The sequence below is a fragment of the Actinoallomurus liliacearum genome (assembly GCF_039542035.1).
Taxonomy (GTDB): domain Bacteria; phylum Actinomycetota; class Actinomycetes; order Streptosporangiales; family Streptosporangiaceae; genus Actinoallomurus; species Actinoallomurus liliacearum.
Genome location: NZ_BAABHJ010000008.1, coordinates 35,127 through 60,390 on the forward strand (window position 1 = coordinate 35,127; position 25,264 = coordinate 60,390).

General features: G+C 71.6%; 24 protein-coding genes. 4 read left to right on the plus strand and 20 right to left on the minus strand.

The genetic code is table 11. The features are described from left to right. Positions 1–14: 14 nt before the first annotated feature. The 9 genes from ABD978_RS14850 to ABD978_RS14890 form a co-directional block, all read right to left on the minus strand. Positions 15–1,145 carry a UxaA family hydrolase gene (locus tag ABD978_RS14850; protein WP_345353934.1) on the minus strand — a complete coding sequence of 377 codons (1,131 nt, stop codon included), beginning with the start codon at positions 1,143–1,145 and terminating at the stop codon, positions 15–17. Between the two features lie 4 nt (positions 1,146–1,149). Continuing rightward, positions 1,150–1,890 (minus strand): 5-deoxy-glucuronate isomerase, encoded by a 741-nt coding sequence (locus ABD978_RS14855; RefSeq protein WP_345353935.1) that lies wholly within the window; start codon positions 1,888–1,890, stop codon positions 1,150–1,152. Then, positions 1,887–2,759 carry an ABC transporter permease gene (locus ABD978_RS14860; protein ID WP_345353936.1) on the minus strand — a complete coding sequence of 291 codons (873 nt, stop codon included), beginning with the start codon at positions 2,757–2,759 and terminating at the stop codon, positions 1,887–1,889. Before ABD978_RS14860 ends, ABD978_RS14855 begins: the two co-directional genes overlap by 4 nt. Further along, entirely contained in the window at positions 2,756–3,682 is a 927-nt protein-coding gene (locus ABD978_RS14865; RefSeq protein WP_345353937.1) for an ABC transporter permease, read from the minus strand. The genes ABD978_RS14860 and ABD978_RS14865 overlap by 4 nt, the downstream gene beginning before the upstream one ends. After that, complete coding sequence (locus ABD978_RS14870) at positions 3,683–4,771, minus strand: ABC transporter ATP-binding protein (protein WP_345353938.1); 1,089 nt, start codon at positions 4,769–4,771, stop codon at positions 3,683–3,685. Further along, complete coding sequence (locus ABD978_RS14875; protein ID WP_345353939.1) at positions 4,768–5,967, minus strand: extracellular solute-binding protein; 1,200 nt, start codon at positions 5,965–5,967, stop codon at positions 4,768–4,770. Before ABD978_RS14875 ends, ABD978_RS14870 begins: the two co-directional genes overlap by 4 nt. Positions 5,968–5,985: 18 nt before the next feature. Then, entirely contained in the window at positions 5,986–6,975 is a 990-nt protein-coding gene (locus tag ABD978_RS14880) for a LacI family DNA-binding transcriptional regulator (RefSeq protein WP_345353940.1), read from the minus strand. A 119-nt stretch (positions 6,976–7,094) separates the two neighbouring features. Next, a complete protein-coding gene (locus tag ABD978_RS14885; RefSeq protein ID WP_345353941.1) occupies positions 7,095–7,685 on the minus strand; it encodes a glycosyltransferase family protein in 591 nt (196 codons plus the stop codon). Beyond that, positions 7,682–8,230, minus strand: a complete 549-nt coding sequence (locus ABD978_RS14890) for a M48 metallopeptidase family protein (protein WP_425550731.1) — start codon at positions 8,228–8,230, stop codon at positions 7,682–7,684. The genes ABD978_RS14885 and ABD978_RS14890 overlap by 4 nt, the downstream gene beginning before the upstream one ends. A gap of 476 nt (positions 8,231–8,706) precedes the next feature. On the opposite strand from ABD978_RS14890, the gene ABD978_RS14895 reads away from it, so the two are divergent. Next, positions 8,707–10,086 carry an ABC1 kinase family protein gene (locus tag ABD978_RS14895; RefSeq protein ID WP_345353943.1) on the plus strand — a complete coding sequence of 460 codons (1,380 nt, stop codon included), beginning with the start codon at positions 8,707–8,709 and terminating at the stop codon, positions 10,084–10,086. A 332-nt stretch (positions 10,087–10,418) separates the two neighbouring features. Here ABD978_RS14895 and ABD978_RS14900 read toward each other — a convergent pair whose 3' ends face one another. From ABD978_RS14900 to ABD978_RS14935, 8 genes are all read right to left on the minus strand, one after another. Continuing rightward, the gene (locus ABD978_RS14900; RefSeq protein ID WP_345353944.1) at positions 10,419–10,628 is read right to left on the minus strand and encodes a hypothetical protein; all 210 of its coding nucleotides are present in this window, start codon (positions 10,626–10,628) and stop codon (positions 10,419–10,421) included. Continuing rightward, a complete protein-coding gene (locus ABD978_RS14905; protein ID WP_345353945.1) occupies positions 10,625–10,897 on the minus strand; it encodes a WhiB family transcriptional regulator in 273 nt (90 codons plus the stop codon). The genes ABD978_RS14900 and ABD978_RS14905 overlap by 4 nt, the downstream gene beginning before the upstream one ends. A gap of 514 nt (positions 10,898–11,411) precedes the next feature. Continuing rightward, on the minus strand, positions 11,412–12,206 hold the full coding sequence (locus ABD978_RS14910) for a TrmH family RNA methyltransferase (RefSeq protein ID WP_345353946.1): 795 nt from the start codon (positions 12,204–12,206) through the stop codon (positions 11,412–11,414). Positions 12,207–12,282: 76 nt separating this feature from the next. After that, positions 12,283–13,374 carry a cobalamin B12-binding domain-containing protein gene (locus tag ABD978_RS14915; protein WP_345353947.1) on the minus strand — a complete coding sequence of 364 codons (1,092 nt, stop codon included), beginning with the start codon at positions 13,372–13,374 and terminating at the stop codon, positions 12,283–12,285. A gap of 31 nt (positions 13,375–13,405) precedes the next feature. Then, entirely contained in the window at positions 13,406–14,995 is a 1,590-nt protein-coding gene (locus tag ABD978_RS14920; protein WP_345353948.1) for a PP2C family protein-serine/threonine phosphatase, read from the minus strand. A gap of 567 nt (positions 14,996–15,562) precedes the next feature. Beyond that, on the minus strand, positions 15,563–16,849 hold the full coding sequence (locus ABD978_RS14925; protein ID WP_345353949.1) for an MFS transporter: 1,287 nt from the start codon (positions 16,847–16,849) through the stop codon (positions 15,563–15,565). 445 nt (positions 16,850–17,294) lie between these two features. Then, positions 17,295–18,155, minus strand: coding sequence for an acyl-CoA thioesterase II (tesB, locus tag ABD978_RS14930; RefSeq protein WP_345353950.1), 861 nt, complete (start codon positions 18,153–18,155; stop codon positions 17,295–17,297). Positions 18,156–18,169: 14 nt separating this feature from the next. Next, positions 18,170–20,245, minus strand: coding sequence for an ATP-dependent DNA helicase UvrD2 (locus ABD978_RS14935; RefSeq protein WP_345353951.1), 2,076 nt, complete (start codon positions 20,243–20,245; stop codon positions 18,170–18,172). A 140-nt stretch (positions 20,246–20,385) separates the two neighbouring features. Between ABD978_RS14935 and ABD978_RS14940 the strand changes: the two genes are divergently transcribed. Beyond that, the gene (locus ABD978_RS14940; RefSeq protein ID WP_345353952.1) at positions 20,386–20,643 is read left to right on the plus strand and encodes a mycoredoxin; all 258 of its coding nucleotides are present in this window, start codon (positions 20,386–20,388) and stop codon (positions 20,641–20,643) included. A 55-nt stretch (positions 20,644–20,698) separates the two neighbouring features. Here the strand turns inward: ABD978_RS14940 and ABD978_RS14945 are convergent, their stop codons facing one another. Then, positions 20,699–21,487, minus strand: a complete 789-nt coding sequence (locus tag ABD978_RS14945; RefSeq protein ID WP_345353953.1) for an amidohydrolase family protein — start codon at positions 21,485–21,487, stop codon at positions 20,699–20,701. A 97-nt stretch (positions 21,488–21,584) separates the two neighbouring features. On the opposite strand from ABD978_RS14945, the gene ABD978_RS14950 reads away from it, so the two are divergent. Further along, positions 21,585–21,986 (plus strand): MerR family transcriptional regulator, encoded by a 402-nt coding sequence (locus tag ABD978_RS14950; protein ID WP_345353954.1) that lies wholly within the window; start codon positions 21,585–21,587, stop codon positions 21,984–21,986. A 98-nt stretch (positions 21,987–22,084) separates the two neighbouring features. Here ABD978_RS14950 and ABD978_RS14955 read toward each other — a convergent pair whose 3' ends face one another. Next, positions 22,085–23,086 carry a quinone oxidoreductase family protein gene (locus ABD978_RS14955; protein ID WP_345353955.1) on the minus strand — a complete coding sequence of 334 codons (1,002 nt, stop codon included), beginning with the start codon at positions 23,084–23,086 and terminating at the stop codon, positions 22,085–22,087. 190 nt (positions 23,087–23,276) lie between these two features. Here ABD978_RS14955 and ABD978_RS14960 point away from each other — a divergent pair, with 190 nt between their 5' ends. Next, a complete protein-coding gene (locus ABD978_RS14960; protein WP_345353956.1) occupies positions 23,277–23,789 on the plus strand; it encodes a hypothetical protein in 513 nt (170 codons plus the stop codon). Between the two features lie 176 nt (positions 23,790–23,965). On the opposite strand, the gene ABD978_RS14965 is transcribed toward ABD978_RS14960, so the two are convergent. Further along, positions 23,966–25,237, minus strand: a complete 1,272-nt coding sequence (locus tag ABD978_RS14965; protein ID WP_345353957.1) for a ricin-type beta-trefoil lectin domain protein — start codon at positions 25,235–25,237, stop codon at positions 23,966–23,968. Positions 25,238–25,264: the final 27 nt, after the last annotated feature.

The window sequence follows — 25,264 nt, forward strand, 5'->3', positions numbered from 1 at the left end:
CCATTGATGCGTGTTCACATGACCGCCCCGATCTGCCAGGGCGCGAAGTCGTCGTCGCCGAAGCCGAGCTCCTCGCCCGCCGTCCTGCGGCCCGAGGCGACCTCCAGCACCAGCCGGAACAGCCGTTCGCCGGTCACCGAGCCGTCGGACAGGTCGAGGTCCAGGTCCTCGGCCGGCGCCCGGTACGCCGCGCCGGTCGCGGCCAGGTTCAGGCCGGGCGCCGGGCGGCAGCCGTCGGCCGGCCCGCCGCCGGTCGTGCAGCACATGACGGTCGCGCCGCCCGCCACCTGCCCGGTCGCGGAGACCTCGGGCCGCCCCGGCGTGTCCATGAAGACGAGCCCGCGCTCGGTGACGGGCTCGGCGTACTCGTGGACCGCGGTCAGCGGCGACGTGCCGCCCTTGGCGACCGCCTGCTCCGGCGCGGCCGGGGAGATCCCGGCGTACCTGTCCCACCAGCGGACCCGTTCGACGAGCCGCTCACCGACCTCCGGAGAGACGGCGCGGCCCGCGAGCAGGTGCTCCGCGCCGTACAGCTGCGGCGTCCCGGCCAGGATCGCGGTCCCGCCGTGCCGTACGAGCAGGTCGACCGCCGCGCCGAGCACCGCGTTCCCGGGGCCGCCCGTGCCGGTGCCGGCCAGGCCGAGGACGAGTTCGGCGGCCGGCACCGGGACGCGCTCGACGCGGTTCGCCTCCGGCAGCAGGTCGCGGATCAGCTCGACACCGCGTCGTACGGTCGCCGCCGTGCCGCCCATCTCCTGGATCGTCATCGTCGGCGTGCCCTCGGGCAGGTCGAACCCGGTGAGCTGGGCGACCTCGCAGCCGAGGCCGACCACGAGCAGGGCGGCGAAGTTCGGGTGCCGCGCGTAGCCGTTCAAGGTGCGCCGCAGCAGCCGGATGCCGTCGCCGTCGGCGGCCATCCCGCACCCGGTGCCGTGCGTGAGCGCCACGACGCCGTCCACGTTCGGGAACTCCTCCGCGAGGGCCGCCGACCGGCTCGCGATCATCTTCGCGACCGTCGCGGAGCAGTTCACCGACGTGAGGATGCCGATGTGGTTGCGGGTGCCGACCCGGCCGTCCGGGCGGACGATCCCCTGGAAGGACGCTCCCTCCCCCGGGTCTGCGGCATCCGCACGCCGAGCATCCATGCGATCAGCCGTTCTGCACCCAGGCGTGCTCGGGGTCGAGGTACGGGATCATCTGCCGGCCCTGCCCCGCCATGACCCACAGGTAGCAGAGCCGGTACCCGGGTGCCGCGACGACCGGGTGGTAGCCGGCCGGGATCGCCGCCACGTCGCCGTCGCGGACGGTGAAGCACTCCTCGCCCTCGCCGTCGTACCGGATCTGCACACCGAAGCCGTTCTCCGGCTCCACCTTGAACAGGTAGACCTCCTCGAGCTTGACCTCGCGGGGCGGCTCGTGGGTGTCGTGCTTGTGCGGCGGGTAGCTGGACCAGTTCCCCGGCGGGTTGATCGTCTCACCGAGCAGCAGCCGGCCGGCGGAGTCGCCGGGGCCGAGGATCGTCCGGACCGTACGGGACCAGTTACCCTCGCCGCGCTCGGCGATCTCCTGGTCGCCCGGGCCGATGATCCGCGCCTCGCCCGGCGTGCCGTCGCCCAGCGGCGCGGTCGCGATGACGATCTGCGCCGGTCCGCCGGTCGCCCGGAACGTCAGCGGGTGTCCCGGTGGGGCGTACACCGTGTGGCCGGGACCGTCGAACACACCGCTGCGGCCGCCGGCCGTGCCCAGCCCGTCCACGTCGACGACGCCCGAGAGGACGACCGCGGCGACCTCCTCGTCGCGGTTCAGCTCCAGGGTCTCGCCCTCGGCCAGGTCGGCCAGGCCGAGGCCGATCAGCTCGGTGTCCTTGCCCGGGGTCAGCAGGGTCTTCAATCTCTCTCCTTGATCTGGGTGACCAGCTGGGTGGGGTTGACGAAGCGCAGTGCCGCGACGAGCAGCACCAGCATGGACAGGGTGTAGATGACCGCCATCGCGTCGATCTCCTGCTGCGCGCGGATGCCCGCGGCCGAGACCGAGTAGTACAGCGCGACGACGAGGGTCTGGCTGTCCGCCCCGGCGGTGAGGAACGTCAGCTCGAACATGCCCACCGTACGCACGAGCACGAGGATCGCGGCGGCCAGCATGCCGGGGATCAGCAGCGGGCCGAGGATCCGCGTGAAGATGACCCGGGTCTTGGCGCCACACATGCGGGCGGCCGCCTCGATCTTCGGGTCGATCTGCTCGATGAACGGCGTCATGACGAGGATGACGAACGGCACCGCCGGCACGAGGTTGGCCAGGATGACGCCGCTCAGTTTCCCGGCCAGATGGAACTTGTAGAGCACGGTGGCCAGCGGCACGCCGTACGTGATCGGCGGAATGAGGATCGGCAGCAGGAACGCCACCATCAGCACCCGCTTGCCGGGGAAGTTCCGGCGGGCCAGCGCGTACGCGGCCGGGACGCCGACCAGGACGGAGACCACCACGACGGCGAGCGCGACCTCCAGCGTCACGGTGAGGACGCCGCCGAGGTCGAACTCCCGCCACGTCGCGCCGTACCAGTGGGTCGTCCAGCCCTTCGGCAGCCAGCCGCCGAACCACTTCCGGCCGAAGGAGTCGACGACGACCGCGCCGACGACGCCGAGCAGGATGAGCAGGAAGAAGACGACGGAGCCCCACACGATCCAGGCTCCGGGCCGCAGCGCGATCCGCCGCGGCGTCCTCTCCTCGGCCGCGGGCGGCGCTTCCATGACAGCGGTCATCCCTTGCCTCCCGTCGCTCCGCGGTACAGGCGGGCGCGCCAGCCGAGGACGAGGCCGATCACGATCAGCTCGACGGCGCCCATGATCATCGCGATGGCCGAGGCCATGGAGTAGTCGTACTGCTCGAAGGCGGCGTGGAACGCGGCGATCGAGATCACCCGTGTCTGCCGCGCGGGCTCCCCGACCATGATCGCCGAGGGGAACACCGAGAAGGCCAGCACGAACGACAGGCAGAACGTGATGGCCAGGCCCGGCGCCAGCAGCGGCAGCGTGATGTGCCGGAACCGCTGGAACCAGCCCGCCCCGAGCGTCGAGGCGGCCCGTTCCAGCGTCGGGTCGATCCCGGTCAGGTACGACAGGGTCAGCAGGAAGGCGAACGGAAACCCGGTGATGACCAGCGAGAAGACGACGCCCCAGTAGTTGTGGGTGAGGCGCACCGGGTGGTCGACGATCCCGAGGTCCAGCAGGATCCGGTTCAGCCAGCCCGTCGGCCCCATGAAGGCCAGCAGGCCCTCCGCCGTCAGCACCGTGCCGAGCGTGATCGGCACCACGAGGATCGTGGTGATGGTCCGCTTGCCGCGGAACCTCCCGCGCATCCGGTACGCGATCGGCACCGAGGCCAGCACGTTGAACAGCGCGGCCGGCAGGCCGATCTTCAGCGTCGTCCAGATCGTGTCGCGCAGGTACGGATCGGCGAAGAACAGCCGGTAGTCCGCGAACGGCCCGGTGCCATACTTGTTCGCCGCGTCCGAGCCGGCCTGCGGCTGGAACGACAACTGCAGGCCGTACACGAACGGGTAGATGAACAGCGCGACCACGAACACGACCGCGGGCAGCAGGAGCAGCAGCGTACGGTCGAGGCCGCGTTCGGCGAGCCGGTGCCGCAGCGAGATCCGCGGCGACGCGACGGCCGGCGCCGCCACCTACGCCACCTCCTCGGGCGCCGCCGGGCTCTCCGCGGCGAACACCAGCACCCGCTCCGGCGGCACCGACACCGTGACCCGGTCGCCGGGCGCGAGGCGCGTCCCGGCCCGCAGGTGCAGATCGACGCCGTCGTCGGTACGGGCCTGGATCGCCTGCTCGCGGCCCTGGTACTCCACGACCTCGACGGTGACCTCGGTGGCGTTCGGGCCGTCGCCGACGGTGAAGTCCTCGGGCCGGATCGCGGCGACCGCCCGCTCACCGAGGTCGTCACGCCGTACGCCGGTGAGCCCGCCGCCGAACCCGTCCAGCACGACGGTCTTCTCGTTGACCTGCGAGACGGGCAGCTCCAGCTCGTTGCGGTAGCCCATGAAGCCGGCGACGAACCGGTTGGCCGGCTCGGTGTAGACCTCCTCGGGCGAGCCGATCTGCTGCACCGTGCCCTTACGGAGCAGGACGAGGCGGTCGGCCAGGGAAAGCGCTTCCTCCTGGTCGTGCGTGACGTAGATGGTGGTCAGTCCCAGCGTCTGGTGGATGCGCTTGATCTCGGTGCGCATCTCCAGCCGCAGTTTCGCGTCGAGGTTCGACAGGGGCTCGTCCATCAGGACCAGCGGCGGTTCGAGGACGATCGCGCGGGCGATCGCGACCCGCTGCTGCTGGCCGCCGGACAGCTGCCCCGGGAACTTGTCCGCGTGCTCCTCCAACTGGACGAGTCCGAGGGCCTCGTCCACCCGGCGCCGCGCGTCGGCCTTGGGGACCTTGGCCATGCGCAGGCCAAAGCCGATGTTCGAGCGCACCGACATGTGCGGGAACAGCGCGTAGTTCTGGAACACCATGCCGAAGCCGCGCTGCTCCGGCTGCAGGGTGTCGATCCTCCGGTCGTCCAGGGTGATCGTGCCGCCGGTCAGCGGCAGCAGCCCGGCCAGGCAGTTCAGCGCGGTGGACTTGCCGCAGCCGGACGGGCCGAGCAGCGCGACGAACTCCCCGCCCGTGATCGTCAGGTCGAGCCCGTCCAGGGCCCGTACGCCCCCGAACGCGCGGCTCACCTGGTCGAGCCGCAGTTCCGAGATCTTGGTCGACGGCCGGCTCACTTGTGCACCTTGCCGCCGCCGACGGTCCGGTCCCACTGGTCGAACGCGGTGACCTGCTGCTTGGCGGGCAGGGACGTCTCCTTGGGGAACTGGACGATCCACTTGTCGTACTCCGGGCGCCCGAACTGCTGGATGACCTGCTGCGACTTGGCCGGGGCCATGGAGACGGTCACGCCGTTCACCGCCGGGCCGGGGTAGAAGTAGCCGGTGTCGTACGCCTTGGCCTGCTGCTGCGGGGTGAGCATCCACTTCATGAGCTGGATGTCCGCGGAGATCACGTCGGCGGACACGCCGCTCGGGATCGTGGCGTACTGCGCGTCCGTCACCCAGTGCATGCCCTTGAGGTAGGTGACCTTGTCACCGGCCGGCACCTGGCCGAGCGCGCGCGGGTTGATGTCCCAGCCGGTGGTGGTGGCGATCATGTCGACCGACCCGTTGGCCAGGTTGGTCATCGTCTCGGAGGTCTTCGAGGGGTAGTAGTCGACGTACTTGCCGAGCTCCGACAGGTAGTTCCAGGTCTTGGTCCAGCCGCCCTGCGGGTCCTTGGGGTTCGAGTCACCGAGGAGGTACGGCAGGCCCATCAGGAACGTACGGCCGGGGCCGGAGTTGGCGGGCCGGGCGTACTGGAACTTCTTCGGGTGCGCCTTCGCCCAGGCGAGCAGTTCGTCAGCGGTCGTCGGCGGGTTGGGCACCTTCTGCGGGTTGTACTCGATGAGCGGGCCGGACGGGTAGTACACGAGCTCGACGCCGTGCCCCTGCGCCAGCTCCTGCATCTTCGCGGCCGGCTCCAGGTAGTTCGGGTTCCCGATGCGGCCGGAGTAGTCGTCGGTCTTGACCCACAGGTTCTGGTCGACGCCCGCGGACAGGCCGTCGGTCCCGGTGAGGACGAGGCCGATCTGCACCTGACCGGCGCTCTGCTGCGCCTTGATCTTGCCGGGCAGCTCCGGGGCGGTGGCCTTCGTGTAGGTGACCTTCTTGATCACCTTGGGGTGCGTCTTGACGAACTCGTCGATCATTCCCTGGGTGAGCTGCAGGTTGCCCGCGACGTCGATGATGTTGAGGGTCACCGGGTTCTTCGGGTTGTCGGGCACCTTGTCCGGCGTGACCGCCTTGGCCCCGCCCCCCGAGTTCGGCGAACCGCACGCGCTCACCGTGAGGACGAACGCCGTCGCGAGGCACCATTTCTTACCGCGCATGAGGGATCTTCCTTCCGATCACGACCGGGCGGGGACCGTGGTCGAGGCCCGCACGATCAACTGGCAATCGAGTTCCCGGCGGAGATCCCCCGCGTCGGCGCCGGAGACGGTCAGGAGGTTCACGAGCAGGTCGACGGCCGCGCGGCCGGCCCGCTCGTTCTGCATGGCGACGGTGGTCAGCGGCGGGGTGGCCATGCCCGCCATCGGGATGTCGTCGAAGCCGACGACGCTCATCTCCTCGGGTACCGCGACGCCCCGATCGGCCAGCCGGGACATCACCCCCAGCGCCAGCAGGTCGTTGAAGGCGATGATCGCGGTGACGCCCTCGGCGATCACCAGGTCGGCCGCGTGCGGCCCGGCCTCGAAGCGCGGGGCGAACGGCCCCAGCTCCACGATCTCCATGTCGTGCCGGGCGGCCTGGCGCAGGCCGCGCCGTCGCTCCCGGTTGGACCAGGACGCCTTCGGGCCGTTGAGGAACGCGACCCGGCGGTGTCCGAGCGCGGCGAGGTGGTCGATGGCCTGGCGCATGCCGCCCGCCGCCCCCATCAGCACCGCCGGGTTGTCGCGCACCTGGCGGTTGATGAAGACCAGCGAGGTCGTCCCGACCACGCGATCGAGTTGGTTCTGGGTCATCCGCGACGAGCAGAGGATGACGCCGTCGACCTGCTTGGCCATGGCCTGGACGAGGGCCATCTCCTCGGTGGCGTTCTCGTCGCAGTCCGCGAGGAAGACGGCGTAGTCCGCCTCGCGGGCCCTGGCCTGCACGCCCTTCAGCACGGTGGGGAAGAACGGGTTGGACAGGTCGGGGACGATCACGCCGAAGTTCCCGGTCTTTCCGGTGATCAGTCCACGGGCGGCGCGGTTCGGGCGGTACCCGAGCCGTTCCGCGGTCTGCAGCACGTGCTGCCGGGTCTCCTCCTTGACCAGGTCCGGAACGGTGAACGCCCGGGACACGGTCGACACCGAGACTCCCGCCTCGCGGGCTACGTCCTGGATGGTCACCGGCACCGCGGCTCCTCAAGGGTCGGCCTGGATGCATGAAACTATGCAAACGTTTGCAGAGCCGGTCAATGTAACGCGTGAGACATAAGGGTGTAACCCGCCCCGTGACCTGCTCGGTAACCCGCTCAGTTACCCGTGAGCAGGGCTCGGGTGTTTTCCCAGCCCTCCAGGCCGGGGTCGAGGAGCGAGACGTCGGCGGGCGCGCGCAGCCGATGCCAGCCCGGCGCGGAGCGTACGGCGCCGGGGGTGCCGGCGGCCTTGCGCAGCCGGGCGGGGGCGTTCGGGGTGTCCAGGTCGATCCCGGACAGCCAGGCGGGCGCGGGGAGCCGGGCCGCGAGCGCGACCAGCCCGCCGCCGGCCGCCGGGCAGACGGCGACCTGCCCGCTGCCGAGGGCGCGGAAGAGCTTGCCGAGGAGCAGGGCCGGCAGGTCCGGCGCGTCGGGCGCGACGACGGCGGCGTGCTCGGCGCCCAACTCGTGCAGGGCGTGCAGCAACGCGTCGAGTCCGGTCACCCGCAGCACGGGCGTGCCCGGCCAGGTGACGGCCTCGGCGTCGGGGTCGGGGGCGGGCAGCGCGAGCACCGGCGTGACGAACTCCAGCCCGGCCACCACCTCGTAGGTGTCCTCGAGCAGGGCGAGCCGGTATTCGTCGGGATCGGTGCCGGGCGGGGCCGCCGTGTCCGTCCCGGCCAGGACGGCGGCGTACCGGCGCGTCACCGCGCGCAGTCCCCGTCCAGCAACGGCGCTCCATCCAGCAACGGCGCTCCGTCCAGCAGCGGATCGCCGTCCCGGCCCGGCAGGTCGTCGGTGCCGAGAGGCCGCTCGCGCGGCTGATCGCCGTCCGTCAGCGGAAGCCCGGCGGTCGCGGCCACACCCTCAAGATAGCCGCGGGCCCGCTCCGTCCGGGGATAGCGGTTGACCAGCTCCCAGAACGGCGGCCCGTGCCCGGGAACGAGCAGATGGGTGAGCTCGTGCAGGAGAACGTAGTCGACGACCCAGCCTGGCATCCCGCGCAACTGCGTGGACAGCCGGATCGTGCCGTCGTCGGGAGTGCACGAGCCCCAGCGGCTGCGCTGGTTGGTCACCCAGCGGACACTGGCCGGCGCGGCCCGGCCGTCGAGGTAGCGTCGCGACAGCTCCCGCGCCCGGTCGTGCAGCGCGTCGTCGCTCGGGCGCCTGCGCTGCTCGCGAGCGGCCAGCCGCTTGAGGACCGTGTCGATCCACTCGCGCTCTTCGGCGGCGCTCAGCCCGGCGGGGACCATCACCACTGTCTTGTCGCCGTCTCGGCGGGCGGTGACCGTCCGCCGACGCCGGGCGCTGCGACGCACCTCTATCTCGCCTGTGGGGGGCACGGTAAGCACCGTATCGAAAACTTTGATTTCTCCACAGGGGGTGAGTCGCGTTTTCGCTGGTAGAGACGGCGCAATTTCGAACATCCCCAGGGCTGTCCACACGCTTTGCGCAGGTTTTCCACAGGCTCGGCATGCCCTGTGGGCCTACGGTGGACGAACGGCGGTCGGGCTCGCCCGGCGACCCCGACCACCGGGCGAGACGTGAGATAGCACACACCCGCCCGTTTGCACTGGTCGTCCGGCTAACGCACGATGGAGGGAGCGGGCGGCCCCAGATGCTCCCCCGGCCGGATGTGGAACCAACGGCGCGCCTCGCCGAGAATGAGGTGACCGTGCGGAACCGGCAGGCACGGCCGCCTCGCGGATGCGCTGAGAGCAGGTACTCAATGAGCGATCTCCCCCGCCGCGCTGTGACGCGGACCGCCAAGCTGGCCTCCCTCCCCATCGGCTTCGCCGGGCGCACCGCCCTCGGTGTCGGCAAGCGCACCTTCGGCAGGCCCGCCGAGCTCGTCGCGACCGAGATCCAGCAGCGCACCGCCGAGCAGCTCTTCAAGGTGCTCGGCGAGCTCAAGGGCGGCGCGATGAAGGTCGGCCAGATGCTGTCGATCTTCGAGGCGGCGCTGCCACCCGAGATCGCCGGCCCGTACCGCGCCACGCTCACCCGCCTCCAGGAGGCCGCCCCGCCGCTGCCCGCGGCGACGGTGCACAAGGTGCTGGCCGAGGCACTCGGCCCGGACTGGCGCGACGACTTCGCCGAGTTCGACGACCGGCCGGCCGCGGCGGCCTCGATCGGCCAGGTCCACAAGGCCGTCTGGCACGACGGCCGCACCGTGGCCGTCAAGGTGCAGTACCCCGGGGCGGGCAAGGCGCTGCTGAGCGACTTCAACCAGCTGGCCCGGCTGAGCAAGCTGTTCGCGGTGCTCACGCCGGGTCTGGACGTCAAGACGATGCTGGCCGAGCTGAGGCGCCGGATCGCCGAGGAGCTCGACTACACGATCGAGGCGGAGTCGCAGGCGGCCTTCGCCGAGGCGTACGCCGACGACCCCGACTTCGTCATCCCCGACGTCGTCGCCCAGTCCGGGCACGTGCTCGTCACCGAATGGATCGACGGCACCCCGCTGTCGGCCATCATCAGCGACGGCACCCAGGAGGAGCGCGACCACGCGGGCCTGCTCTACTGCCGGTTCCTGTTCTCCGGGCCGGCGCGCTGCGGGCTGCTGCACGCCGATCCGCACCCCGGCAACTTCCGGCTGCTCGACGACGGGCGGCTCGGCGTCATCGACTTCGGCGCCGTCGACCGGCTGCCCGGTGGTTTCCACCGGCGCATCGGCATTCTGATGCGGATCGGGACGATGGGCGACATCGACCAGATCATGAAGGCGCTGCGCGAGGAGGACTTCATCCGCGAGGGCGTCGAGGTCGACCCGGACTCGCTGCACGCCTTCATCGGCCCGATCGCCGAACCGCTCGTCGAGGAGACGTTCAAGTTCAGCCGGGAGTGGCTGCGCCAAGAGGCCGCCCGGGTCACCGACCTGCGTCCCACGAACGTCGTCCGGCAGCTCAACCTGCCGCCGTCGTACGTGCTGATCCACCGCGTGGTGGCGGCCGGCACCGGCGTGCTGTGCCAGCTCGAGGCCGAGGGCCGCTTCCGCGACGAGGCGCTGACGTGGGTGCCCGGGTTCGCCGAGGACGACGACCCGGACTTCACCGACGACTTTCCCGACGATCTCGCCGACGATGAGAACGACGACGAGATCGCGAGCTGACGGCGCCGCCTACCAGTAGACGGGATCCAGCCGGCCCTCGATGGACCGGATGTTCTCCCGGCTGCAGCGGTCGCACAGGTAGACCGGGCCCCGCTCGGTGATCTCGGTCATCCAGCCCAGCGGTGCCTCAGCGGTGGCTCCACACGACGAACAGCTGACCATCCCCGCGCCCCCTCCATCCGGCTCCCTCACAGCATCCCCGATCGTCGACACGCGCGGAAGCCGAACGCGCCGTCCGAGAGCCACGCCACATCGTCCACGCGCAGGCGACGGGCCCCCGGCCGTGTGGTGCCGGGGGCCCGTTTCCTTCGGGAGGCGCGTCGGCTGTCGCGTCAGCGCGTGGTCAGTAGGCGCCGGAGGCGGACCGCGGTCACCTCGGCGTCGCGCCGGGCCCGCCGCATGGCGCGGACCTGGGCGGCGTCGCGGCGGCTCGCGGCCACCCGCTCGGCGTCCCGTATTCGTTCCTGGGACAGTTCAATGCTGAGCAAGCTCATCTTCTGCTCGTTCTCCATGTCGATGGGAAGTTCCGGTCGGTGCGTCATGCCGCCACCACGTCGGCGTTCTTGCGCGGGCGACCCCGCGGCCGCTTCCGGGGGACGACGACGCCCCGTACGAACAGCTCTCCGCCCCAGACGCCCCAGGGCTCCCGGCGCTCCTTGGCCCCGGCGAGGCAGGTGCGCCGGATCGGGCACTCGGCGCACAGCGCCTTGGCCAGCTCGACGTCCTGCGGTGACTCGGCGAAGAACAGCTCAGGCTCGGTCCGGCAGGGAAGATCCAGGTTCTCGCTGATCGCGGTCAGCGCGAGTTCCACGGTCTTTACCCCTCTCTTGATGTGGTCTCGTTGGCTCGGACGGTCTGGCCAAACAAAAAGGCCGCGGTTCCCGGGTCGGGATCCGCGGCCTGGAGGCCTGCTCGGAGCTATTGCTCCGGTGGTCTCCAGGGGTACGGACCCACTCCGGCGCGCTTGTTAGCAGCGCCCTTGACCTGGGCATTCGTCTGGGTGGCCGGGAACATCCCAAGGACATGCCACGCCTGCAGATCGATGCCGCCGGGTCGCACACGTCCGCCTTCGACGGACGCATACCGGGACTCGAGGCTCGACAGCGACGCGGGGACAACGGTGGAGCCGCTCAGGGACACCATCGCCGGACGCGCGCAGGCGGCGGCCCAGGTCGTAAGAATCAGCGTTTTCCTCACCGGACTGCCACCTCCACTCATCCGATCGAGGCTCCGCGGAGCGGAGCCGTTCAAGTGCTCGCGAGAAGCGTACGATCGCCCGCAGGATCGGGGCAACGTATTTTCTACCTGCGACTTCTTATTTTTTCTCACACCGTCTTCGCGGCCACGCCGCGTTGCCGGACGGCCTCGTAGAGGAAGACCGTCGCCGCGGACGCGGCGTTGAGCGAACTCGCCGCCCCCACGATCGGGATCCGGACGATCGCGTCACACGCCGCGTTCCAGGCACCGCTCATCCCACGCGTCTCGTTGCCGATGACGAGCAGCACCGGACCCCGCAGGTCATGGTCGCCGACGTCCACGGTGCCGGACTCGTCCGTCCCCACGATGGCCAGCCCGTTCTCCCGCGCCCAGTCGACCACCTGGCGGGGGGCCGCCGCCCGTACGACCGGCAGGGCGAACAGCGACCCGGTGCTGGCGCGCACGGACTTGGGGTCGTACGGGTCGGCGGCGTGGCCGGTCACGATGACCCCGGAGGCCCCGAAGGCGTCGGCCGAGCGGACGACGGTGCCGATGTTGCCCGGCTCGGCGGCCCGGTCGAAGACGATCACGGGCCCGTCGGGGGTGATCCGCCCCAGGTCGTCGGGTGGCAGCGCCGCGACGGCCACCAGCTCGGCGTCCTCCTTGCCGGCCAGCTCGTCCAGCAACTCCGGCGCCATCTCGACCCGCTCGGCCGTCGTCTCGTCCAGCACGCCCTGCGCCCAGGACGACAGCCGCCGCCCCTGCGCGTACAGCAGGGTACGAATCGGCCGCCCGTGCTCGACGGCGAGCGTGATCGGCCGCACGCCCTGCACCAGGAACTCCCCTGAGCGCTGGCGCTTCGTCCGGTTGGTGAGCAGCGCCGCCCACTGCTGGAAGCGCGCGTTCCGCGTAGTGATCCGCATCAGCCAGAACCGTACGCCACACCGGCACCGAACCGGCCCCCCACCTCCGCTCCCGGGAGACGGCTTCCGCGACCGGTCATGCCGACGTCTCCGGCAGGTGGGAGGTGGCCTCGCGCAGGGCCGCTCGGCCCTCGCGGAGCAGGGCGACGGCGCGGGGCAGGTCCTTCACCCGTTCGGCCAGCAGATCCAGGGCCAGGGCCAGGGCCACCGAACGCGCGGGGACGCCGCGCGCGGTGAGGATGTCGCCGATCCAGGCGATGAAACGCGTGAACAGCTCGGGATCATCCAGATAGAGGGCGACGCTCAGGAAGTCCACGATGTGGGCGAGGTCCTCGGCGGTGCGCTCCCGCTGCTGCTCGTCGTATTCGGCCATCGCCGGGAACCGCTGCCGCAGCGCGCCGAGGACCGCTGCGACGTGCCGGTGGGCGTCGTGGGTGAGGCTTGTGTACTCCCGGTCGGCCAGGTGCGGCAGGTCGTTCACCGACCGCTGGGGAGGCTGCCGGCCGAACCGCCGAGCCACGATCTCGGTGAGGAGGCCGGCCGCGGCACGCGCGTCGGGGGCCCAACCGTCGGCGCCGAGCCGGTCGGCGTAGCAGCCGCCGGGGCCGAAGGCCGCGCCACCGACGATGACGGGGAAGCCCGCGGCCTGGCACGCGGCGATCGTGGCGTGCGCGGTGGGCAGGCGGGTGGGGATCGAGGAGGACAGGGCCAGCGCGTCGGGTCCCGTCCGGTGCAGATGGTCGATCAAGTGCGGGAGGGGTATCTGGCAGCCGAGGAAGTCGACCTGCCAGTCCCGCAACCGGAGGGTCTCCGCCAGCAGGCGGGCGGGCAGGGCGTGCCACTCCCCGTCGACGCAGGTCACCGTGACCCGGCCCGGAGACGGCCGATGGGACCCGGACACACGGTGGGCCACCGCGGTGACGACATGGTCGTCGATGGCCGTCGCGGCGTGCTCCTGGGCGACGCTCATCCGGTTCGCGGCCCATTCGGCGCCGACCCTGGCCTGTACCGGCGCGACCACGTCCAGCAGCGCCGACTCGGCGTCCAGGCCGGCGTCCAGTGCCGACAGTACGGCCTGGACGGCGGCGTCCTCGTCGCCCTTCCGCACGGCATCCCACAGCCGGGCGGAGAGGGTCCCCGTGTCCGGGCGGTTCGAAGCGGTCGTCATCGGTCTCCTCGCCTCGTGAGTGGCGTTCCGGTCACGGGCTCCGGGTGTACGGCGCGCTGATCGCCACGATGGCCATGTCGTCGTGGTCGCGGTTGCCGGCCCACTGCGCCGCGAGCATCTGCACGTGCTCCACGATGGCCGCGGCGGGCATCCCCTCGCATTCGGAGAGCACGTCCATCAGCCGCCGCTCGCCGAACATGGCGTCGCCGAGCGGGCCACCGCGGGCCTCGGTGATGCCGTCGGTGTACAACACGCAGGTCTCGCCCGGCGCGAGTTCGGCCTGGACGGTGATCGCCTCGATCTCGGGGAACGCCCCGATCAGGAGGCCCTGGGTAGCGGCCTCCTCGACGACGCCGCCGGAGCGCACGATCAACGGCGGTGGATGCCCCGCGCTGGTCAGCCTCAGTCGTACGCGATCACCGGCCCGCACCGCGGACGCCAGCACGACGGTGGCGAACCGGCTCGATTCCGTTTCCAGCAGAGCGCCGTTGAGCAGGGACAGCATCCGCAGGTGGTCTCCGGCCATGGGCAGCAGCGCACGCAACGTGGTACGGATCTTCCCGGTGGTGACCGCCGCCTCCAGCCCCTTGCCGCACACGTCGCCGAGGGCGACGAGGGACTCGGCCGTCTCATCCGCGCCGGGATGGACCTCGTAGAAGTCACCGCCCACGAGCTCGCTGCGTACCGACGCGCGGTACCGTCCGGCGAAGTCCACGCCGTGGACGCGGTGCAGCCGGGGCGGCAGCAGGTCGCGCATGAGGATCGTGGTGATCCCGGCCTGCTCGGCGTACATGCCGGCCGCCGACAGCGCCGCGCCGGCCCGCGCCGCGAACAGCCGGGCGAACCTGTCCTCGTTCTCGCCGAACACCGGCCGGTCACCACGGCACAGCAGGATGAGCGCGCCGGCCGGAGCGCACACGCCGGGCAGCGGTGTCACGACCGCCGTGCCGACCGGCCCGCGAAAACCCTCGGGAACGGCCCACGACGGCAGCTCGCACGGGTCGATCCAGCGAGAGGGGACCGGCGGAAAGTGCCGCAGCGCCTCGTTCAGCCCGGGCACCTCGGCGAGGACGACCGGCGCGGTGAGACGGGACACCTCGCCCCCGTGGGCCGCCAGGACCAGCGGCGGGCGGCGCCCCTCGGCGTGCACGACGAGTACCGCGGCGTCGGCCAGGTACTCGGCCGCCAGCCGTGCCGTGGCCTCCGTGCACCGGTCGACGTTCAACGTCGACAGCAGGGCGTTGGCCGCCTCCGCCAGGAGCGCCATGCTCTCCCGTTCCGCCGCCAGTTCGCCCTCGGCCCGCCGCCGAGCAGCCTCGGCCCGCCGCCGGTCGGTCTCGTCGACCAGCCACCACATCACGTTCCCGTCCGGGGCGGGGGCCGGGTACGCCGTGAGGCTGCGTTGACCCGCCTCACCCCGCACGGGCCCGGTATCGGCGCCGGACGCGTACGCGTCGCGGTGGGCCTCCGCCAGCCATCCGGGCATCGTCGCCGCGAGGCTCGTCCCCGGCTCCGCACGTGGGAACAGCCGGATGGCGGCCTGGTTCAGTCCCACCACCCGGCCGTCGGCGTCGGCCAGTACGACCGGGTACGGGGCCGCGCCCCACGTGGCCTCCGTCACCCGCCCGTGGCCCCGTCGTCCCGCAGAGGTAGCGCCAGGAACGTCCACGCCGTCGGACCCGCGGATCCCGCGAGCCCCACCACCTTCCCGATCCAGGACGTGGCCGGAAACACCTCGCCCAACGTGAGGCATGACCAGCGATGTTGGTTCATCCCCTGTCGCCACGCTAGCCGCCCCCTGGGTGCCCGGTCCACGCTTCTCTCAGGAGCTCCCGCCGCGGTCGCCGGCCGCCGGACGGCCCAGCCGCGCCGGACCGCCCGGCCACCGCTGAAAGGCCCTGAAACAGGCGTTGACGCTTTCCCGATGACGGCTTGGCTTCCCCGATACCGGAAGCCGAACGTTGTTCGACAGGTAGGACGGCTCGCAGTCGGGCCGGTGCCCCAGCCGCCCCGCCGCCGCTCCGGCGGCCCGTGCGGAACGCGCGGTGACCATGTTCGTCTCCAGTCGCCACATGGGTAGGGCCCGGCTGACGCCGGGCCCTTGGTTGGAGCACTCGATGAGTGTGAGCTGAGCCGGCACTGTGTGCCGACGGTGTTGTTCAGGCCCGCGCCGCTGTTCCGCGTGCGATCAGCGCGGCGGCCACCGGCGCCATGAGAGCACGACGGTGCCCACCACTGAGGCCAGGGACGCGAGTCCGCCGATGATCAGGGTCGAACGTGGCCCGAAGATCTCGGCCAGCCAGCCGATCAGGGGATAGCCGATCGGGGCGCTGGCGGCGATCACCAGCAGGTACAGGCCCATCACTCTGCCGCGCATCCCCTCCGGAACACTCAGCTGCGTGAGCGAGTAGGCCGTTGTGCTGAACGTCGTCAACGCCATGCCCATCGGCAGCTGCATGGCCACGAACGCCCAATAGTCCGGCACCAGTCCGGTCGCGGTCTCGAGTGGCCCGAAGACTGCCGCTGCGGCCAGCATGACCCGCATACTCGGCTGACTCCGGCGCGCGGAGAGCAGCGAGCCGACCAGTCCGCCGACGGCCATCACCGCCGAGACAAGGCCGAATGACGAGGCTCCGGTATGGAAGACCTCTCGGCTCATCAGGGCATCGGTCACCGCGAAGTTCATGCCGAACGCGGAGACGAACAGCACGATGGTCATCAGCATCACCAGGTCGCGGCGCTCCCGGACGTAGCGCAAGCCCTCGCGCAACTGGCCTTTTGCCCGTGGCACCGGATCCTTGACGTACAGCTCATCCTCACGCATGAGGTAGAGCCCGAGTTCCATGGCGCCGAACGACGCGGCATTGATGAGGAAAACCGGACCAGTGCCGACGGCGGCGATCAGTACGCCGGCGACGGCCGGGCCGAGAATCTTCGTCGTGTTGAATAACGCGCTGGTCAGGCCGATGGCGCTGGACACGTCACGGGGTCCCGCCACCTCGACCGCGAATGCCATCCGGGCCGGGCTGTCCACCGTTATGGCCAGGCCGACACCGAACGCCAGAGCGTACACATCCCACACGCTGGCGGAGCCGGTGACGGCGAGCAGGCCGAGCACCAGCGCGAGCGCGCCCATCACCGCCTGGCTGATCATGAGAACGCGCCGCTTGCGGTACCGGTCGGCCAGGACGCTGCCGTACAGGCTGAACAGCAGCGTCGGCAGTAGCTGCAGGCCGGCCGTGATGCCGAGCGCGGCGCTGCTGCCGTGCGTCAGGTCCAGCACCAGCCAGTCCTGGGCGGTTAACTGCATCCAGCTGCCGAGACTGGAGACGCCCTGACCTGCCGTGAGCAGCCGGTAGTTGCGGTTCCGCAGCGAGCGGAACGGGTTCAGATCCTGCTGAGCCGCTTCGGGATCGCCGCCTGGCGGGCCCCCTCTTACGGAGTCGGCTCCGCCCGTGCCCGAAATATCGGACATTGTTGTTCCTCTCGGTTGTATGGTCCTGCCGTGGCGCTCCTTTGAACGCCACGGCAATGACCGTCGGCGCAACCCGGCACATGGCAGGCCCCGAAGAGGACAGGTCGAAGTGGCCCTGGTCACAGAAGTCAGCGGGCTGGTGGCAGCCTCGCCCAGACGGTCGGCCACGGGGGTAGGCGTCCTCCCGAACGTGTCCCCGGCCCCGAACCGGCGCGGCCGTGCGTCTGGCGCACGGACCCGAGTGGTGGGCCCGCTCTGCCGCGCATGAGCGAACCGGTCAGCAGGGAGGCGATGGCGTCGACCTCATCCTCGGTCGCGCGCGGGTAGGCAGCCCGAACCTGAGCTGCGCGACGAGGCGGCGACGGCCGGTCTCGCCGACCGATGCCCGCACTTCCCGGCGCCCGGCCGGAGGCGGGCTCGTGGACAGCCGGTCGCGTGGCCGCGGTCAGGAGTCGGTGACGCGGATGAGGCCTTCCTGGACGACGGAGACGACGAGTTCGCCGGACCGGGTGAAGACCTGGCCGCGGGCCAGGCCGCGGGCGCCGGAGGCGTTCGGGGTGTCCTGGGCGTACAGCAACCACTCGTCGGCGCGGAACGGGCGGTGGAACCACATCGCGTGGTCGAGGCTGGCGCCCATCGTCCGGCGGTCGCCCCAGGCGAGGCCGTGGTTGAGCAGGACGGTGTCCAGCAGGGTCATGTCCGAGGCGTACGTCATCAGGCAGACGTGCAGCAGCGGATCGGCGGGCAGCTCGCCGGCGACGCGCAGCCAGACCAGCGACTCCGGGCCGACCAGCTCGGGGTCGCGGGCGGCCTCCCAGGTCAGCGGGGTGACGTGCCGCAGGTCGATCGGCCGGTTGCGCATGAACTCGTTGTCCAGCTTGCCGAACAGCCGCTCCATCCGCTCCTGGAACGTCGGCAGCTCCTCCGGGCCCGGTACCTCGGGCATCGGCGCCTGGTGCGACGGGCCGTCCTCGGCGATCTGGAAGGACGCCGAGAGGGTGAAGATGACCTTGCCGTGCTGGATGGCGGAGACGCGGCGGGTGGTGAACGACCTGCCGTCGCGGACCCGGTCGACGGTGTAGACGAGCGGCACGCTCGGGTCGCCGGGCCGGATGAAGTACGCGTGCAGCGAGTGCACCCCACGGTCCTCGGGAACGGTACGACCGGCGGCGACCAGCGCCTGGCCGGCGACCTGGCCGCCGAACACCCGCTGCTGGCGCTCCTCCGGGCTGCGCCCGCGGAAGATGTCGGCCTCGATCTGCTCCAGGTCGAGCAGGTCGAGCAGCTCCTTCAGCGCGGCGTTCATCGCTTCCCTACTCCTCAGGCTTGCGGCGTCTCCCCCCGGCACAGGGCGAGCACGGCCGAACCGTATCGCTCCAGCTTGACGCTGCCGACACCGGGGATCGCGGCCAGCTCCGCCTCCGAGACGGGGGCGCGCTCGGCGATGGCCTGCAGGGTGGCGTCGGTGAAGACGACGTAGGCCGGGACCTTCTGCTCCTTGGACGCCGCCACACGCCAGTCCTTCATACGGGCCAGCAGATCCTCATCGTAGTCGGCCGGGCAGCTCTCACAGCGGCCCAGCTTGCGCTCGATCGCGGCGGTCAGCGGCCGTCCGCAGACCCGGCACGGCTGCGGTCCGGAGGAGACGGGCCGGCGCTTCGACCGGTCGACGCGGGGCGGACCCGAGCTCTGCGGCGCGAGACCGTCGAGGAACCGCGACCGGCGGCGGCCCTTGCGGCCGCCCGGGGACCGGGCGAGCGCCCAGGACAGGGCGAGGTGCTCGCGGGCCCGCGTCACGCCGACGTACAGCAGCCGGCGCTCCTCCTCGATCTGCTCCGGGCTCTTCTCCGCGTAGATGATCGGCAGCGTGCCCTCGACCAGGCCGGCGAGGAACACCGCGTCCCACTCCAGGCCCTTCGCGGTGTGCAGCGTGGCCAGCGTCACGCCCTCGAGCGCGGGGGCGTGCTGGGCGTTCGCGCGCTCCTCGATCTCGGTGACGAACTCGCGCAGGCCCGCGCCCGGCCGGTCGGCGGCGACGTCCTCGGCGAGCTGGGCCAGGGCGGCCAGGGACTCCCAGCGCTCGCGGGCGGCGCCGCGCCCCTCCGGCGGCCGGTCGGTGAGCCCGGCGGCGGCCAGGACGTCGCGCACGGACCGCACGAGCGGCTCGCCGTCGTCGGCGGACCGGGCGGCGCCGCGCAGGAGCACGACCGCCTGACGCACCTCCGCGCGCTCGAAGAACCGCTCCGCGCCCTTCACGACGTACGGCACGCCGGCGTCGGCGAACGCCTGCTCGTACGGCTCCGACTGGGCGTTGATGCGGAACAGCACCGCGATCTCCCGGGCGGGCACGCCCTCCTCGATCAGCGCCCGCGCCCGCTTGGCGACGGCCTCGGCCTCCGCGACCTCGTCGGCGTACTCGTGAAAGGTCGGCTCGGGGCCGCCGGGCCGCTGCGCGACCAGCTCCAGGCGGTGCTTGCGCGCCTCGCCCCTCGCCTGCGCCAGCACGCCGTTGGCCAGGTGCACCACCTGCGGGGTCGACCGGTAGTCGCGGACCAGCTTGACGACCTTGGCATCGGGGTGCTCGACCGTGAACCGCAGGAGGTACGCGGGGCTCGCGCCGGTGAAGGAGTAGATCGTCTGGTTCGGGTCGCCGACCACGCAGATCTCGTCGCGGTCACCGAGCCAGACGTCGAGCAGGAGCTTCTGCAGGGGGTTGACGTCCTGGAACTCGTCGACGACGAAGTAGCGGTACTGGTCGCGCACCTGGTTCGCGACCTCCTGATGCTCGGTGAGCATCGCGGCGGTCAGCTCCAGCATGCCCTCGAAGTCGAGCAGGTTGCGCTCGCGGCGGAGCTCCTCGTACGCCTCGTAGATCCGGGCGAGGTCGGACGCGTCGGCCGGCGGGGTACGCCCGGCCTTGGCGGCCGAGGCCGGGTAGTCCTCCGGGCGGGTCTGGGTGACCTTGGCCCACTCGATCTCGGCCGCGGCGTCGCGCAGCTCCGTACGGCCGAGGGACAGACGGCAGACCCGTGCCGCCTCCGCGACCAGGCCGAACTTCGACTCGATGAGCGTGGGAGGCTCCCCGCCGATCACCTTCGGCCAGAAGTAGGACAGCTGCTTCAGCGCCGCCGAGTGGAAGGTACGGGCCTGCACGCCGGGCGCGCCGAGCTGCCGCAGCCGCCCGCGCAGCTCACCGGCGGCCCGGGTGGTGAACGTCACCGCCAGCACCCGCTGGGGCGCGATGACGCCCGTCAGCACGGCGTACGCGATCCGGTGGGTGATCGCCCGCGTCTTGCCGGTGCCCGCACCGGCCAGCACGCACACCGGGCCCCGGGTCGCCTCGGCGACCGCGCGCTGGTCCGGGTCGAGCCCGGCGAGGATCTGCTCGGCCTCCATCGCCCCTCCCTTACCTCCTTTCCATCCTCCCAGGCCCGGTCGCCCGCCGTCGCCCGTGTGCGACGCTCGGGGGGAATGCCGATCGTTGATCGGACGTTGGGACAGTCGACCTGAGCGCCGCCCCCAGACGGAGGAGAGCCATGACCGCGCCCGCGACGGGTGAGCTGACCATGTACACCACGACCTGGTGCGGCTTCTGCCGCCGGCTCAAGACCCAGCTGGCCCGTGAGGGCATCCACATGGTCGAGGTGGACATCGAGCGGGACTCGGCCGCCGCCGAGTTCGTCATGAGCGTCAACGGCGGCAACCAGACCGTGCCGACCGTCGTGTTCCCCGATGGTACGGCCGTCACCAACCCGTCGGCCAAAGAGGTCAAGGCACGCCTCGCCGCGATCTGAGTGAGGAAGCCGACGCCGCCGGCCCGGACGGTCTCCCGTCAGGGCCGGCGGCGCTTCACGTCCGGTCCAGGAGCCGCAGGAGCGTTCCGCCGAGGACGAGCTCGCGCACCTCTCCCGGTCCGGTGACACGCTCGACGGTGGTGCGGGCCACCACGGGATCGCCGTACGGCGCGTCCGAGCCGAACAGCGTCCGCTCCGGCAACTCCTGGACGGCCAGCCGCACCGCGAAGATGAGGTGCGCGGTGGACAGCTCCAGGTAGATGTTCGGCGTCTCCCGCGCCAGCTCGACGGCGGTCATCCAGTTCAGGCCGCCGAGCTGACTCACGATCAACGGCACCGAGGGGTGCCGTGCCGCCAGCGTGGCCAGCGTGCGCAGGTCCTCGGCGGTCGTCGGGGCGAAGCCGTGCACGACGACGGGCAGGTCGCCGTGGTCGTGCGCCGCCTTCAGCACCGGCTCGATCCCGGCGGCCCCGCCGGGAGGCGGTGTGAGCTCCCCGATGCCGTGCAGCCCACGCCCCACGATGTCCCGCTCGACCGCCGCGGCGATCTCGTCGTCGGAGAGGTTCAGGCGCACGGAGCCGAACCCGATGAACCGGTCCGGGTGGGCGGCCAGCGCGTCGTCCAGTTCGCGCCACGCGGCGGCGTACCCGTCGTCGCCGGTGGCGCGCCCGTCCAGCGCCCGGTCCAGCACGCTCATCTCCCGCCGGAGCCCTTCCAGGTCGGCGGCCCGTTCGGGGTGCGGCCGGGTGGGGAAGAGGACCGCGCGGTCCACCCCCGCGTCGTCCAGGAGACGAAGGTGGTCCGCGACCGGGTCGTGGACGTGGCCGTGCGCATCGATGATCACTGTGGGCTCCTCGTGTCGGCGGCCGCCGGAATGCGGCCGGCGGGCCCACTGTTGCCCCCTGACACAGTTGGAAGGTCAAGACGGGAGGGCCCACGGCGTGCTCATCGGGGAGCTGGCCGCCCGGACGGAGACCAGCGAACGCCTGCTCCGCTACTACGAGCGGGTCGGGCTGCTGCGCCCGGAGCGCGAGCCGAACGGGTACCGGGTGTACGACGACGGCGCCGTGGAGACGGTCGCGCGGGTGCGGGCGCTCCTGGCGGCGGGGCTGCCGACCCGCGTCATCCGGCAGGTCCTCCCCTGCACGAGCGCCGAGAGCACCGTCGCCCCATGCCCCGGTGTGCTCGACGCGCTCCGGGCCCAACTGGACGCCCTCGACCGGCGGTCCGCGCAGATCGCCACCGCGCGGGAGCTGCTCCGGCGGACGATCGCGGCGACCGAGACCTCGCTCGACGCCTCAGGCGGAACGCTCGGAGAACGCCGGGATCCGGCGGAGATCTGAGGCTTCCGTCCCGTGTCGCCGACACGTTGACCGAGCCTCCGGCGCCGGAGTGGTCGGCCCGATCGGTGATCGCGCCGATCGCTCGGCGCGTCGGCCGGTCAGCGGGTGGAGGACAGGCCGGTGATGACGACCTTTCCGATCGGGCGGTCCTCGACCAGGTGGCGCAGCGCCTCGCCCACCGCCTCCAGCGGGTAGATCGAGTCGATGACCGGGCTGATCCGTCCCGCCGTCAGCAGGCCGGTGATCTGGGCCCAGGCCGCCGTCGACTCGGCGGTCGACGCGGCGTGCAGGGAGAAGCCGTGCAGAGTGGTCCGGCGTTCGATGACCTCGTGCAGCGGAAGCCGGGTGCTGTGGCCCGCCGAGCAGCCGACCAGGACGAGGCGCCCGGCCACCGCCATGGCGGCCACGATCTGCGCGGTCACCGGTCCGCCGACGCCGTCGACGGCCAGGTCGATGCCGGCCGGGAAGCCGTCGCCGAGCGCGTCCGGCAGCCGGTCGCGTTCGAAGTCGACGACCTCGATGCCCCGCGCCCAGGGGGCGGCCCGGATGGCCTCCGCCTTGGCCGTGGTCCCGACCCCGCCCGCGACGGCGGCCGCGCCGAGGGCGCGCGCCAACTGGACGGTGGCGTTGCCCACACTGCCCCCGATGCCCGGCGCGAACACGCACCGACCCGGCCGGAAGGCGCCCATGCGCAGGGCGAGCAGCCCGGTGAGATAGGCGATGGGGACGGCGGCCGCGACCTCGTCGGAGACGCTGACCGGGATCTCGGCGAGGTTCCGGGCGGGTACGACGGCGAACTCGGCCATCGCGCCGTCCGCGGTGACGCCGCCGGGGCCGGCGAAGAACATGACCCGCGTGCCGACCCGCCAGTGCGCGGCGGGGTCGGCGACGACCACGCCGGCGCCCTCACCGCCCAGCGTGAGCGGGAGCAGCCCCACCCGGGACGGCCCGCTCGTCGCCAGGGAGTGGTCCAGCGGCGTCACGCCCGCCGCCGTGATCTGGACGAGCACCTCGCCGGGAACGGGGACCGGGACCTCCACCTGCTCGATCCGCACATCCGTCGTGTGCGCGGTGATCGGATATGCGCGCGCCGCCTTCACGTCTGTCGTCCCCCCCGGAGATCCCCCATACCCGCCCCGGGCGGACGGCACGCCCCATGTCGGCGCCGAGCACCCCTGATCCACAAGCCCCGCCAGAAAAGCAGGAGGCGAACAGGCGAGCGGTCTGGACGGTCTTGTTCGTGCCGTATGCGGCACGAGCAGACACCGGAACCAAATCAAGGAGTGCACCATGGAGCGTCACCTCAGCTCAGACCTCGACGGCATCGGCCTGTTCATGGTCCTGGGCAGGAACATCGACGTGATCGTCCACGCCGAAGAGGGCCGCACCAAGCTCGACGCCCACATCGAGGCCACCGGCGACGTCTTCGAGACCGAGGCCGCCAAGGCCGAACTGGTGCCCGTGGTCGACGAACTCGAACTGGCGCTGTTCCCGGTGGTGACCCGCTCCAGGGGGCTCTCGGGAGGCGTTCACGTGGGAGGGAACCTCATCGTCCAGGCCGACCGAAGCAGCATCGCCGCCCCGGTCATCAACGGACCGGTTCGCCTCGGCGGTGGTCGAGTCACCATCGGCGACCCGACCCCGGCTCCGGCCACGGACAAGGGTCACCTGACGGTCACCTTCAGGATCCCCTCCGACTTCAAGATCCGTGTCAGCCTCGAAAGCGGCGACATCACCACGCATGGTGTGCCGGAGGACAACGCACGACTGCGCACCAACGCCGGAACGGTGACCCCGCACTGAGCGGAGGTTCACCGGAACGGCTCACCTGAGGAGCCCTGCCGGGTTCGGCCGGGTCCCTTCGTCGAACCCACCTGGTCCCGCGGCTCGCCGCGGGACCAGACTCGTCTAGGGACGATGGCACGCCCCGTGCCGGTGCCCGGCGCGCAGTCGCGGGCACCGGCGCGGGAGACCGGGGGTCAGCTCGGCAGCGTCCACTTCTGGTTGGCGCTGCCGGCGCAGTCCCAGATCTGCAGGCGCGTGCCGTTGGCCGAGCTCGGGCCGGTGGCGTCGAGGCAGCGCCCGGAGTTCGGGTTGACCAGCGACCCGTTCGCGCCGGCCTGCCACTTCTGCGCGCCCGTGCCGTTGCAGTCGTACAACTGCACCTGGGTGCCGTTGGCCGTGCCGGCCGCGGTGACGTCCATGCACTTGCCGAGGGCGCGCAGGGTCCCGTCCGACCCGACCGTCCACTGCTGCGCCGACGTGCCGTTGCAGTCGTAGAGCTGGATCGCCGTACCGTTCGCGCTGTTGGCGGCGTTGACGTCCACGCACTTGCCGCCGTAGCCGGTGATCTGGCCGGTACGCCCGCCGGGCGAGCCGGAGGTGGTGACGTGCACGTAGTCGACGACGAGCTGCTGCGGGAAGGTCGTGCTGCCGTCCGGGTCGCCGGGCCAGTAGCCGCCGACCGCGAGGTTGACGATGATGTAGAAGGGGTGGTCGAAGACCCAGCGGTTGCCGTTCAGGTCGGCCGGCGTGCGGGTCTCGTAGACGTTCCCGTCGACGGACCACTGGATCGAGTTCGGCGACCAGTCCACCGCGAAGGTGTGGAAGTCGTCGTAGAAGTGCGCTCCGCCCGGCAGGGTGTAGCCCGCGCCGATGCCGGCGGAGCCGGAGTAGCCCGGTCCGTGGATCGTGCCGTGCACGGTGCCCGGTTCGAAGCCGACGTTCTCCATGATGTCGATCTCGCCGCTGTTCGGCCAGCCGACGCTGCCGATGTCGTTGCCGAGCATCCAGAAGGCGGGCCACATGCCCTGGCCTCGCGGAATCTTCATCCGGCTCTCGAAGTGCCCGTACGCCTGGGTGAAGGTGGCCGCGGTGGACAGCCGGGCGGAGGTGTACTGGCAGGTCCCGTACCAGCAGTTGTAGTTGCCGGGGTTGTCCTTGCGGGCGGTGATCACCAGGTGGCCCTGGCCGTCGAGCGCGGCGTTGTGCGTGCCGCTGGTGTAGTACTCGCGCTCGTGGTTGTTGACGTTGTCGCCGGTCTCCGGGCGCCACTTGCTCGCGTCGACGGCCGCGCCGGCGGGTCCGTCGAAGTCGTCGGTGAAGGTGGCGGTGGCGGCCGCCGCGGCCGGCAGGATCGTGGCGTGGGTGCCGTTGCCGGCGACGACGGTCGCGGCGCCGCTCAGTCCGGCGAGCGCCAGGGCCGCCAGGAACAACCGGCCGGTCCTACGCCGGCGGGGTGACGTGGACATGGCTCTCCTCTCGAGTTGCGGGCAGGG